General features: G+C 66.3%; 12 protein-coding genes. 3 read left to right on the plus strand and 9 right to left on the minus strand.

Annotation, left to right across the window (positions count from 1 at the left end):
- Positions 1 to 6: 6 nt before the first annotated feature.
- The 5 genes from A7X65_RS25060 to A7X65_RS25080 form a co-directional block, all read right to left on the minus strand.
- A complete protein-coding gene (locus A7X65_RS25060; RefSeq protein WP_063690795.1) occupies positions 7 to 1,164 on the minus strand; it encodes an ABC transporter substrate-binding protein in 1,158 nt (385 codons plus the stop codon).
- A gap of 61 nt (positions 1,165 to 1,225) precedes the next feature.
- Positions 1,226 to 1,801, minus strand: coding sequence for an alkylhydroperoxidase domain protein (locus A7X65_RS25065; protein WP_063690108.1), 576 nt, complete (start codon positions 1,799 to 1,801; stop codon positions 1,226 to 1,228).
- 12 nt (positions 1,802 to 1,813) lie between these two features.
- Entirely contained in the window at positions 1,814 to 2,413 is a 600-nt protein-coding gene (locus A7X65_RS25070; RefSeq protein ID WP_063690797.1) for a CMD domain protein, read from the minus strand.
- A gap of 28 nt (positions 2,414 to 2,441) precedes the next feature.
- Complete coding sequence (locus A7X65_RS25075) at positions 2,442 to 3,476, minus strand: putative FMN-dependent luciferase-like monooxygenase (protein WP_063690110.1); 1,035 nt, start codon at positions 3,474 to 3,476, stop codon at positions 2,442 to 2,444.
- A 135-nt stretch (positions 3,477 to 3,611) separates the two neighbouring features.
- A complete protein-coding gene (locus A7X65_RS25080) occupies positions 3,612 to 4,394 on the minus strand; it encodes a MetQ/NlpA family ABC transporter substrate-binding protein (protein ID WP_208608626.1) in 783 nt (260 codons plus the stop codon).
- A gap of 237 nt (positions 4,395 to 4,631) precedes the next feature.
- Here A7X65_RS25080 and A7X65_RS25085 point away from each other — a divergent pair, with 237 nt between their 5' ends.
- The gene (locus A7X65_RS25085; RefSeq protein WP_063690112.1) at positions 4,632 to 5,018 is read left to right on the plus strand and encodes a hypothetical protein; all 387 of its coding nucleotides are present in this window, start codon (positions 4,632 to 4,634) and stop codon (positions 5,016 to 5,018) included.
- Here the strand turns inward: A7X65_RS25085 and A7X65_RS25090 are convergent, their stop codons facing one another.
- Positions 5,019 to 6,464, minus strand: a complete 1,446-nt coding sequence (locus tag A7X65_RS25090; RefSeq protein ID WP_063690114.1) for an MATE family efflux transporter — start codon at positions 6,462 to 6,464, stop codon at positions 5,019 to 5,021.
- Positions 6,465 to 6,612: 148 nt separating this feature from the next.
- Here A7X65_RS25090 and A7X65_RS25095 point away from each other — a divergent pair, with 148 nt between their 5' ends.
- Positions 6,613 to 7,191, plus strand: a complete 579-nt coding sequence (locus A7X65_RS25095; RefSeq protein ID WP_063690801.1) for a TetR family transcriptional regulator — start codon at positions 6,613 to 6,615, stop codon at positions 7,189 to 7,191.
- A gap of 240 nt (positions 7,192 to 7,431) precedes the next feature.
- Here A7X65_RS25095 and A7X65_RS25100 read toward each other — a convergent pair whose 3' ends face one another.
- On the minus strand, positions 7,432 to 8,619 hold the full coding sequence (locus A7X65_RS25100; RefSeq protein WP_063690116.1) for a CaiB/BaiF CoA transferase family protein: 1,188 nt from the start codon (positions 8,617 to 8,619) through the stop codon (positions 7,432 to 7,434).
- Between the two features lie 170 nt (positions 8,620 to 8,789).
- Between A7X65_RS25100 and A7X65_RS25105 the strand changes: the two genes are divergently transcribed.
- Positions 8,790 to 9,674, plus strand: coding sequence for a hypothetical protein (locus A7X65_RS25105; protein WP_063690119.1), 885 nt, complete (start codon positions 8,790 to 8,792; stop codon positions 9,672 to 9,674).
- A 34-nt stretch (positions 9,675 to 9,708) separates the two neighbouring features.
- On the opposite strand, the gene A7X65_RS25110 is transcribed toward A7X65_RS25105, so the two are convergent.
- Both A7X65_RS25110 and A7X65_RS25115 read right to left on the minus strand, forming a co-directional pair.
- Positions 9,709 to 10,779 carry a HoxN/HupN/NixA family nickel/cobalt transporter gene (locus tag A7X65_RS25110; protein ID WP_063690121.1) on the minus strand — a complete coding sequence of 357 codons (1,071 nt, stop codon included), beginning with the start codon at positions 10,777 to 10,779 and terminating at the stop codon, positions 9,709 to 9,711.
- Between the two features lie 211 nt (positions 10,780 to 10,990).
- A complete protein-coding gene (locus A7X65_RS25115; RefSeq protein ID WP_063690123.1) occupies positions 10,991 to 12,061 on the minus strand; it encodes a Gfo/Idh/MocA family protein in 1,071 nt (356 codons plus the stop codon).

Raw genomic sequence — 12,061 nt, forward strand, 5'->3', positions numbered from 1 at the left:
GTCGGATCAGGTCGGCTTGCCGTCCCAGAGCGCGAACTGGCCCTTGCGAACGACCAGCTCGGCATTCATGGCGCCCTTGACGCGACGGGTCGCGACGTCGAACGTCGCGGTGCCGAAGATGACGCTCGGCACGTCCTTGACCTTGGTAAAGGCCTCGCGGATCGCCTTGCGATCGGTGCCGCCGATCCTCACCACCGCAGCCGCCATGTTCATGGCGTCGTAGGCGTAGGCGTTGAAGGCGTCTGGCTCGAGCCCGTTGTACTTCTTCTTGAAGCCGGAGATGAACTTCTGCACCTCGGGCCGCGGATCTTCCGGGAAGTAGCGCGTGCCGACGTGAACGTCCTCGACGGCCTCGCCGCCGAGCTCCAGGAATTTCGGCGAGTAGACCGAGCTTGCGGCGCAGATCACCTGCTTGAGCCCGACCTGGCGCGCCTGACGCGCGATCAGCGCGCCGTCGGAATAGTAGGAGATCAGGATCAGCCCGTCCGGATTGGCATCTCGGACGCGCACCAGCGTGGAGCGGAAGTCGCGCTCCTCCGCGATATAGCCCTCGGTGACCACGATCTCCGCGCCATATTCCTTGGCGGCGTTGACGAAATAGTCGCGGCTGGTGCGGCCCCAATCGGTGTTGAGATGCAGCACCGCGAGCTTCTTGAGGCCGAGCCGCCTCACCGCATAGGACGCCAGCAGCGGCTGCTCGTCGGCCTGACTGACCGAGGTGCTCCACATGAAGTCGCCGCCCTTGGTGAAATCAGGATGCGAATTGGTGAAGCCGAACTGCACGAGGCCCGCACGCTGGTAAATCGGCGAGGCCGCCATCGAAGCCGGGCTGGAGAAGTCGCCGAGCTCCAAAACGATGGCGGGATTGGAGACGAACTTCTGGGCGATCGCCACCGACTGGCGCGGGTCGCTCTGGCTGTCCTCGAACTGGTAGGCGAGCTTGCGGCCGTTGATGCCGCCGGCCGCCTGGATCTCGTCGAGCGCGAGATCAAAACCCTGCTTCCACTGCGTGCCATATTGCGCATTCGGTCCCGTCAGGGGGCCGCTGACACCGAGCAGGATCGGCTCGGAGGATTGGGCGAAGGCGCCGCGCGAAAAGGCCGCGCCCGCCATCATGGCGGCAAGCGAGCCCTTGACCAGACTACGGCGATCGATGTTGCTCATGAAAGGCTCCATCCACTCAGGTGTTGAAACAAAGCAGCAAGTCTTGTGCCGGTGAGAATGCCTATTTCGAGGGCCCTCCGAGCGACAGCATCAGCCGGTTCGCCCAGTTGAAGAACGAGGCGCCGTTGATGACGTCGACGATCTCGGCATCGTCAAGGCCGGCGCTCCGCAGCTCCTTGATATTGTCGGGACCGAAAGCGATCGGCGTCGCGGCCAATGCCACGGACGCCTTGACCACGGCATTCCAGCGCTCGCCGAGATCGGCCTTGACGCCCTCGTCGAGCAGCTTCTGCACATCTTCGCGGCGCTTGGAATAGGTGCTGGCGAAGCGCGCATGCACGGAAGCGCAATAGATGCAGCCGTTGTAGCGCGAGGTCGCGGCGGCGGCGAGCTCGCGCTCGGCGCGCGGCAGGCCGTCGGCGACGTTGTAGAAGATGTCCTTGTCGGTCTTGGTGCGGGCTTCAAGCACTTCGGGGTCGCGCACGAGCAGGCGGAAATATTCCGACTTGGCGCGGGCGCGGTCGACGAGGCCATTGAAATGCCGTTCGGTCAGCTCGGCCTCGGGCAGCGGGTCGATCCACGAGACCCAGCCGAGCTCGTCCTGGGTGAAGACGACGGGCGGATTGATGGTGCTCATGATTGTTGCCTCCTACGTGCTTGCCGCGGCGAGCGTGCGCAAGCCGCTGACGACGCGGACCTGGAACGACAGGAACGCCACGAGCTGGGAGAACGTGACGATGCCGGTCGCCGACCAACCCGCGGCCAGCAGCGCCTTCATGTCGGCGGATGCGGCATCGCGCGGGCGGAAGACCAGGAGGTGCGCATGCTCCAGGGCCGCGACGAGCCTGGTGCCGAGAACGGATTTGCTCGCCGCACTGACGCGATAGATCAGGCCGGCGGTGTTCTCGGCCGAGAGCGGCCCGGCCGGAAAGGAGCCATACGGACCCGAGGTCCTGCCCCGCGCGATCTCCGCGTCGATCGCCTCGAGCAGAGCCGCACCACCCGAACTCGCCGCAAGCTTCTCGCGATAGAAGGTTGCAACGGGCGACTCGCCATGAAGCCCGGTGACGAAGGCCGCGACCGCGGCGCGCTCGACCAGCGAAAAATCGCTCGCGTCGATCGGCTCGAACAAGGAGAGGTAGCTCTTCTGCGCGTTCTCGCGCGCCTGCAGGCGCCGCGCGCGGATGCCGTCCAGGACCGAGCCCGGCGCGATGCCGGCAAGCGTGTCGATGATATCCTGTGTTGCCATCATTCAGCCTCGTGCAGTTTCATTTCGGCTAGCCCGCCAGCGCCACGGCGGGCGCCGTGCGCGTCCAGCCCAGCGCCGGCGCGACCTTCTCGGCGACCAGCTCGATCGAGCGCAGAACATAGGGATGCGGCGCATCGACCGAATGGACCTGGAAGACGAGATCGGTCACCCGCTCCAGCGTCGCATCGGTGCGCAGCGAGGCGATCACCTCGTCGGCCGCGCCGACATGGGTGTCGAACGCGACGATCATCTCCTCCAGCGTCTCGCCGGGTGGAAGGTGACCGCCCTTCATGAATTGCGGCAGCGCGCGACGCAGTCCAATGTCGGCAAGGCGCAGCGCCTCGCGATGGTCGTCGGCGACGAAGACGCTGCGCGAGGCCATGATGCGCGGCTCGCAGCCCGGCGGCAGCGCTTCGAGATAGGCGTCGATGATCGGGTTCTGGATCTCGGCGAGCGTCGCCGTCGGCGCGTCCTTGGCGCGGGGCTGGGTGCGCGAGAGCAGGAGGCCATCGCCGGCCTTGCCGGCGCGGGCGCCGCCCGCGACGGAGAACGTCGCCTGCCAGATGCGCTTGTCCAGTTGCGGCCGCTGCGGATAGAGCGTGTCGCCACCGTCGAGCTGCTTGCCGGTCAGCGCCTTGCGGACGATGTCCAGATTGCGCGCAAAGATCTCGTTGCGCTGGGCGCCGTCGAGGCCGAAGGCGGCGAAGGCCGACGGATTGCCGCCGGTACCGACACCGAGCTCGAACCGGCCGTTGCAGAGCAGATCGAGCACCGCCGCGTCCTCGGCCACCCTCACCGCACTCTCCAGCGGCAGCGTCACGATGCCGGTGCCGAGGCGGATGCGCGAGGTCTGGGCGGCGACATAGCCGAGGAAGGTGAAGGGCGACGGCAGGCCGCCCTCGCGCTCATGGAAATGATGCTGCGCGATCCAAGCGGAATCGAGCCCGGCCTTCTCGGCGCGCACGATCTGCTCGGCGGCGAAGCGATAGCGGTCCGCCGGCGGCGCCTCGTCGAGGAGCCGCGTGAAGAAGCCCAGGCGTTTCAGGTTTGCAAAGCGTTTCATACGACCCCTGTCGGGCAAGGATGGCCACGCCCCCGATGATGTCGGTTGCCGCAGCTCCAGACAAGCGGGCATTGCGCAAGGCTCATGCGCACGGCTGCCCGCCGGATCGCCCTGGACGTCTGGCGGGCAGGCTGCCTACCAGCTCGGCAGCACCGCGCCCTTGAACTTGGTCAGGACGAACTCCTTGACCTCCGGCGAGTGATAGCTGTCGACCAGGATCTTGACCCAGGGCTTGTCCTTGTCGGCGGTGCGCACCGCGATCAGGTTGACGTAGGGGCCCTTCGGGTCCTCGCGCAGGATCGGGTCCTTGACCGGGTCGAGGCCCGCCTGGGTTGCATAATTGGTATTGATCGCGGCTGCGTCGACATCGTCGAGCGCGCGCGGAGCCTGCGCCGCATCGACCTCGATGAACTTCAGCTTCTTGGGATTCTCGGTGATGTCGAGCACCGTCGGCTTGAAGCCGGTGCCGTCCTTCAGCTTGATCACGCCCTTGTCGCGCAGCAGCAGCAGAACGCGGCCGCCGTTGGTCGGATCGTTGGGGATCGAGACCTTGCCGCCTTCGGGAATGTCGGCGAAGGCCTTGTGCTTCTTCGAGTAGACGCCGATGGGGAAGTTCACGGTCAGGCCGACGGCCTCGATCTTGTAGCCGCGGTCGGCCTTCTGGTTGTCGAGGTACGGCTGGTTCTGGAACGAATTGGCCTGGATCTCGCCGGCGTCGAGCGCGGCGTTCGGTACCACGTAGTCGGAGAACTCGAGGAGCTGGATGTCGAGCCCCTGCTTGGCGGCGATCGGCTTCACCGCTTCGAGGATCTGCGCATGCGGCCCCGGGGTCACGCCGATCTTGATGGTCTCGGCCGCGGCTGCGGCAGACCATGCGGCGAGCACGGCCGAGAGGATCAGGGGGAGGCGAAACGACATCTTGGTCTCCACGGGTCTGCAACGATGAATGGAACCGTATTCGCTTCTCTGCCGGGCGAAATCAATGAAATGGAAATCCATATTGGCTGCCGGGGCAAGCGAGCCTTTCTCCGTTCGGCGTGAAACGGGAAACGAATTCGCGGGGAAGGCGGCGCCCCGGGCAAGCGTGAGGTGTATCACGGCACAGCGGCGCACCGGGAGCGAAATTGGCGGCAACCATCAGCCAGGAGAGCCGCCATGACCGCCCTCGCCGTGCCGAAGCTCGCAGCCCGGAACCGCCTCGAATGCTTTGCGCTCTACGCCTTGTTCCAGGGCGTACCGCTCTATTCCAGCGTCGTGCTGATGATGAAGCTCGTGGCGGCCTCCGAGATCGTTGGGGAACGCTATGGCGCCACCATCTTCATCGTGCTGGCGGCGGCCTTCCACGGGCTGGCGATGATCTGGCTTGCACCGAAATTCCCGCGCTTCTTCCGGCACAACAACGCGCCCGCCTTCGGCGATGCCACGCTGTCCTTCACCGGAAAGGTCTCGCGCTGGCTGGCTGAGCCGAAGACGGCGGTGGAGCTGCTGACGAATGTGATGCTGATGTCGGTGCTGGCGATCGGCGTCGCCAGCATCAGGTGATCACTCGGTCCGCCAGGTCGACGGCGACAGCATGATCAGGACGCAGATCGCGGCATAGGCGGCCAGGGACAGCGTGACCATCGTGGCGAGCCCCGCCATGCCCGCGCCGAAGCTCGCCACCGCGATCCAGCCACCGCCGGCCGCGATCAGGATGCGTACGAAGGAGGACGCGAGCGGGCCCATGGCGCGGCCGGTGCCTTGCACGGCGAAAGAAGAGACAAAACCGAAGCCGAGCGCAGCGTAGGCCGGCGCGACGATGCGCAAATAGGTCATGCCCTCGCCCACCACCTCGACATCGTGGCTGAACAGATTGAGCCAGGCGGTCGGAAAGATCGCGACGAAGAGCCCGATCGCCCCGGTCATGACCATGCCGGCGACACCGCTGATCCAGCCGATTTTCCGCGCCCGCGCCGTCTGCCCGGCGCCCATGTTGACGCCGACCATGGTCAGCGTCGCCGTGCTGATGCCGAACAGCAAGGGGATCATGATGTAGTCGAGCCGTGAGGCGATGCCGTAGCCGGCAAGCGCGGCGGTGCCGAACAGGCCGACCGCGCCGGTGACGAGGATGACGGTGAGATTGGTGAGGACCGCGTTGAGCGCGGTGGGAATGCCGACCTTGAGCATGTCTGCGAAGATCTTGGCGCGGAGCGGCACGAGATGCAGCTTCAGCCCGGTCGCGCCCGACGCCATGTAGCGCAGCAGGAACAGCATCGCCGCGCCGTAATAGAGGCCGAAGGCGACACCGGCGCCGCCGATGCCAAGCCGCGGGATCGGCCCGAACCCGAAGATCAGCGCGGGCGAGACCGGGATGGTCACGATCGCGCCGACCAGCGTCACCAGCGCGGGCACCCTGACATTGCCGGAGCCGCGCAGCGCCGCGGCCTGGAGGTTGACGATCCACACCGGAATGGCGCCGGCGAACAAATAGTTCGAATAGGTGGTCGCGGCCGCGAGCGCGCCGTCGGTGCCGCCGAGGGCGCGATAGAGATGCGGGCCGCCGAAAATCACGCCCAGGGTAAAGACGCCGCCGGCGATGATCGCCAGCACCACGGCGTGAAGCAGCGCCGCCTCGGCATCGTCCCGGCGGCCGGCCCCCACCGCGCGCGCCACCGAGGATGCAACGCCGGAGCCGAACCCGCCATTCGACATCATCGTCATCAGCATGAAGATCGGGAAGACCAGCGCGGCGCCCGCCAGAGCATCGGTGCCGAGAAAGCCGACGTAATAGGCCTCGGCGATGTTGACCGCGGTTTGCGCCACCAGGACCGTGACCGTCGGGGCCGCGAGCCGAAGCAATGTCGGCAGGATCGGTGCGGTCAGCAGCGCAGCCCGCCTCTGTTCGGCCGCGCTCGGGGCCGCCGGCGCCGCCGGGCGGTGTGGCGCGGCCGGGCGGGCCATGATCGGCGCGGCGGACGGAGCCGGTGCGGTAGCATCTTCGACTGACATGGGTGCGGTCCTGTGGTTCCCCGAAGGCATTGCCCAAAGACCGCCCTCTTTGTATTATGACCATAATGTATTATTATGATCGTAATGCAATAGGCCCCTGCTCACGATTTTGTTGGGGGGCCGCGGACCGAGCGGCACGGAGGCGGAATTGGCGCGCTACGACAAGGGACACCGGGACACGACGCGGCGGCAGATTCTCGACGTCGCCTCCGCGCAGTTCCGCGAGAGCGGCATCGCCGCCGTCGGCCTTGCCGGCATCATGTCGGCGGCCGGCCTGACCAACGGCGCCTTCTACACGCATTTCGAATCCAAGGAGGATCTGGTGCGCGCGGTGCTGCTGGATGCGCTGGAACGGCGCGAGCAGCGGCACAAGGACAATCTCAAGAACGGCGTCGCGCTGGAGACCACGATCCGCGACTATCTCTCGCCGCGTCATCGCGACCATGCGGCGACCGGCTGCCCGACCGCAGCGCTGGCGTCCGAGATCGCGCGGCATCCCAAATGGACGCGCGAGGCCTTCACCGGAAAGATGTCCGACATTCTCGCGCTGATGGCGGCGCAGATGCCGAACGGATCGGCTGCGGAACGCCGGCGGCGCGCGCTGTCCGCCTATGCGACCATGGTCGGCGCGCTGCAATTGTCGCGCGCGGTGAGCGACAGGCAATTGTCGGAGGAGATTCTGGAGAACGCGGTCGAGGCCGCGCTCACGCTTGCGAAGGGGGCGTGATGCGTGCGGGCTCAACGGCCCCAAACATCTCGAGGCTACCCAGGCCGCGGCCATTTCAAGTGTGGCCATTTCCAGGCCACGGCAACGAAACTGTCGTCGGAGCAACACCAGGAAACTTGAAGCGTTCGCGCCGGCCGGGCTAGCGTTGCGTCGCGGCCTTACAACTTCCCCAAGTTCGTCTAGATCGCACTGGACCGCCGTCTGAAGATCTCGGCCGGCGGTCCAGTCCAGCCGTCTCCGCTACACAATGCCGTTCTGCCGAAGCGCTGCGATCGCGGCGCCGTCATAGCCGAGTTCGGCGAGGACGCGATCGGTATGCTCGCCGAGCGTCGGCGGGCGCGATGCGATTTCACCCGGCGTTTCCGACAGCCGCACGGCGGCGCGCGTCACCGGCGCAGGCTTGGGCAGGCCCGGATAGTCGATGTCCTGCATGAAGCCGGCGGAGCGGATATGCGGATGATCGAGCGCCTGTTGCGGGCTCAGCACGGGCCCGGTCGGGATCATCGCCTTGCCCAGCGTATCGACGGCCTCCTGCGTGGTGCGCTCGGCACACCAGCGCGCCATCCGTTCGCTGATGACGGGGCCGTTGTTGCCGCGACTGATGTCGTCGGCAAAGCGCGGATCGTTCAGCCACTTGTCTTCTTCACCCATCAGCCTGGCCCAGCGCTTGAACAGCGGATGGCCAGTGACCTGGCACAGCACCCAGCCGTCCTTGGTGCGGTAGATGTCGGCGGGCGCCGCCGTCTGGCCGAGATTGCCGGTCGGCACGCGGTTGACGTTGATGACGGCCTGCTCGATCAGCGTGGCATTGGTGAAGGACAAAGCGGTTGCAAGCAGCGCGCCCTCGACGATCTGTCCGCGGCCGGACTTGCCACGCTCGATCAGCGCGGCGAGCGTTCCGAACGCGCAGTGCAGCGCCGTTCCGAAGTCGACCCAGTTCACGGCGGCGCGGTAAGGCGGGTCGCCGGCGCCGGTCATGTAGACCGAGCCCGACATGACCTGGCCGACGCCGTCGAAGCCGACGCGGTCGGACCAGGGCCCGGGCCCGCCGAATGCGGTTGCCGTCGTCAGGATGATGTCCGGCTTGATCGCCTTCAGGGAGTCATAGTCGAGCTTCATCGCCCGAAGGGTCTGCGGCGGCAGATTGGCGACGACGACGTCCGCGGTCGCGATCAGCCGGCGCATCACTTCCTGGCCTTCCGGTGTCATCGGATCGAGCGTGATGCACTTCTTGTTGCGGTTGACCTGGAGGAACAGCGCGCCTTCGCCGCCCTCACCCACCGGCGCCACGAACCGGTCCTCGCTGCCGTCGCGCTTCTCCACGCGAATGACCTCGGCGCCGAATTCGGCCAGCAGGGTCGCGCAATAGGGCCCCGCGATGTAGCGCCCGAAATCGAGGACGCGCACGCCTTCCAGAACTCCCCCCATAGGTCCTTCCCTTGATGTCTTTGGCCCAGATTACAGGGACTGGTTGCCGCGGCAAGGTGGCGATAAGGCGTCATGCCCGCCCTCAAGATGTGATTGCGAACTTGTTTCGGCGGACGGAAATTCTGCTCTAGTATGGCTCGTCCGTCCCCCCAAGCGAGAAGCGCACAGCCATGCCGCAACAATTCGATCGATCCGCAGAAGATCTCGGCAACGCGATTCATTTCGAGCACGTCAACATCCAGGTCCCGGACCAGCGCCTGGCGACGTTATTCTACGTCACGGGACTTGGGCTCACCCGCGATCCCTACCTGATGGTGTCCGACACCAACATGTGGATCAACGCCGGACGGAGCCAGTTTCACCTGCCGAGCGGCAGGCCGCAGGTGCTGCGCGGCCATACCGGCCTCGTCATCGAAGGGCGCGAGGCGCTGCTGACGCGGCTGGCATCGGTCGCGAAGAAGCTCGAAGGCACGGCCTTCACCTTCGCCGAGCACAACGACCATGTCGAAGCCGTCTGCCCGTGGGGCAACCGCATGCGCGTCTACGAGCCGGACGCGGCGCGCTTCGGCCGCATCACGCTCGGCATTCCCTATGTCGAGTTCGACGTGCCCATGGGAACGGCACCCGCGATCTGCGCCTTCTATCCGGAGATCATGGGCATGCCTTCAGGCATGCAGAACGGCGACGGCACCGTCGCGGCGGTGCAGACGGGCCGCGACCAGCACCTGCTGTTCCGCGAAACCGACCGGCCGCCGGGCGACTATGACGGGCACCACGTGCAGATGTACATCACCGATTTCTCCGGCCCGTACCGCAAGCTGCTCGCGCGCAATCTGGTCTCGCGCGAGGACAATCAATATCAGTACCGGTTCTGCGACATCGTCGATCTCGACAGCGGCAAACCGCTGTTCACGGTCGAGCACGAGGTGCGCAGCGCGACCCATCCGATGTTCATGCGGCCGATGATCAACCGCAATCCCGTCGTCAACAACCGCAACTATGCGTATGGCCACGATCAGACATCGTGGGCGATGGGGCCGGATCAGTACGACTGATAGCGCGCCTGCGGAATTCCGCCCCGGCCGCAGCTCACGGAACATCACCGGTTGCTTGCAGCGCACCCGGCACGCGCCGCGCCTCGCGGGGCGCCATGCGGCGATGGACCACGACCGAGACCAGCCACGCGATCACGAACAGCGCGATCACGGCGAAGCCGACATGGGCGAGCGAGTCGTTGAGGGCCTCGACCAGCGACCACGGCCCGCCCGTCAGGCCGAGCCGGTCCGCGATCAGGCCGAGCGCCTCGATACCGCCGATCAGCAGCGCGACCGCGACGGAGGCGCCGGTGATGGTGAGGTTGTACCAGAGCTTGCGATAGGGATCGACGAAGGCCCAGCGATAGGCGCTGACCATCAGCGCGGAATCGGCGGTGTCGACCAGCGCCATGCCGGCGGCGAACAGCGCGGGGAAGACCAGCACATGCAGAAGCGAGACGCCGCGCGCGGCTTCGGTGGCGGAAATGCCGAGCAGGCCGATCTCGGTCGCGGTGTCGAAGCCGAGCCCGAACAGCAGCCCGAGCGGATACATGTGCCAGGGTTTTGTGACCAGGCGAAACATCGGACCTAGCAGGCGCGCCATGAATCCACGCGAAGCGAGCAGCGCCTCGAGCTGCGCGGCATCATGGATGCCTTGCTCGCGCACCTCGCGCAGGATCCGCCACAGGCCGACGAAGATGGCGAGGTTGATGGCCGCGATCACCAGTAGGAACAGCGCCGACACCGAGGTGCCGATCAGGGAGCCGATCTCCTTGAGCAGGCTGTCGCCGCCGAGGGTGACGACACCGAGCGCGAGCAGCATGGTCGCGACCAGCACGACGGTGGAATGTCCCAGCGCGAAATAGAGGCCGACGCTGCGCGGCGTATCGCCCGCCTGCATCAGCTTGCGCACGACATTGTCGATTGCGGCGATGTGGTCGGCATCGACGGCGTGGCGCAGGCCGAACACCCAGGCCAGCAGCGCCGTCGCCATCACGGTCGGCCGATCGCCGAACGCTGCGAAGGCGAAGGCCCATGCCGCGACGTTGGCGGCGATCAGCCCCCCGAACAGCACGACCGAGCCGGGCTCGAACGCCTGCCCTTCGACTTCACCTGACCGAACCACGCCACCTCTCCAAGTATGAGGATCATAACAATCCATCATACTGGCGGGCAAGAGCCGGGCCATGTTCGCCGGACGCAGCCGGTGGGGCGGAAACGCGCATCTCGTGGAACGGGACGTCCATTGCGTAAAGTCGCGCCGTGGCTCCATTCCTGTCCGCCGGGCAGCGGCGAATTGTCTGCGCTCAGGAAGCTCCTTGCTTCTGTTGCGCCGTCTACTTGACCGGACTTGCGAGCGTGTCGTAGCGATCGCGCAGCTCGACGCGCCGGTTGCCGGAAGCGGCCTCGGCGACGGCGAGGGTCGCGATCAGGCTGCGTGCGCCGTCCTCGACCGGCTGCAGGGACTGCGCCTTGCCGCGGATGATGTCGCGGAAATGATCGAGCTGGGCGAAATAGGGATCGAGCGAATTGGCATGAATGCGCTGCGCCTGGATCGGCTCGTTCCAGCTCTGCGCATCGCCGGATTGCGACCATTGCACGAGCGCCGGAAACTCGATCGAACCGCGGCGGCCGAGGAAGCGGTAATTGCTCTCGCCGCTGAACGGAAATTCGGGGGCTTCGCCGAGCCCCTGCTCGGACGTCCAGGGCGAGACGGCGCTGTCGCTGATGAAGAAGGTGCCGAGCGCGCCGCTGTCGAACTCGATCAGCGCCGCGGCGGTGTCCTCGACCGCAAAGCCGCGCTGACGGTTCGACGCGATCGCTTCCACCGCGACGATCTCGCCCACGGTGAAGCGCAGGAAATCGATCTCATGGATCAGGTTGATCAGGATCGGACCGCCGCCGGCCTGCGAGCGCCATGGCGCAATCTCGAAATAGGCGGCCGGCTTGTGCGTGGCCCAGATCGCCGACACCCCCACGATATCGCCGATCCGCCGTTCTCCCAGCACCGCGCGGAGCGTCCTGACCTGCTGATGGTGGCGGCGGTGATGGCCGACCAGCGACTGGATGCCCGCCTTGCACACTTCGCCGATCAGGTCTGCCGCGGTGTCGAGCGTATCGGTGACCGGCTTCTCGATCAGGATGTGAATGCCGCGCCTGGCGCAGGCGATGCCCTGTTCGGCATGAAGCTGGTTGGGCGAGGCGATGATCACCGCTTCCGGCCGCGCCTCGTCGAGCAGCTTCCGGTAGTCGGCGACGACAGGGGTCTTGGGATAATCGGCGGCCGCCCGCTCGACGTTCACGTCCGCGATGCCCACGAGGTCATAGTCGGTTCGCCCGGCCAGCTTGGCGAGATGCTTTCGCCCGATCAGTCCCGCGCCGATGACGCCGATGGTGATGTTCTTCAT

The sequence above is a fragment of the Bradyrhizobium stylosanthis genome (genome assembly GCF_001641335.1).
Lineage (GTDB): Bacteria > Pseudomonadota > Alphaproteobacteria > Rhizobiales > Xanthobacteraceae > Bradyrhizobium > Bradyrhizobium stylosanthis.